Here is a 240-nt window from a genome sequence, read left to right as displayed (position 1 = left end):
GCCGACGCCCGGTGCGGCCTGCGACTTGTTGTACGATCCGCGCAGCGTGATATCCTCGACCGGCGCCCAGATGCCCTCGGCCTTCCACGTGTCGAACTTGCCGTCGAGGCGGTTGTACTTGGACACGCGGTAACCGCCGTTGACCTGCAACAGTCGGGCGAACGGGCGATTTTCGACCAACGGCACCTGGATCTCGGCGTTGGCCTCCAGGATGTTCTGCGTGAAGCGCTGGTTCTCGCC

Annotated in this window: 1 protein-coding gene; it reads right to left on the bottom strand. The window is 64.6% G+C overall.

The window, feature by feature from the left end; genetic code table 11:
- Nucleotides 1-240: hypothetical protein (locus AC0IYH_RS33660; protein WP_471838790.1), on the bottom strand; the 240-nt coding region annotated here is incomplete at both ends.

The organism is Pseudomonas sp. AC463, from assembly GCF_979253585.1.
Note: the sequence above shows the minus strand (reverse complement) of the source record. Positions and strands in the feature narration are given on the sequence as shown.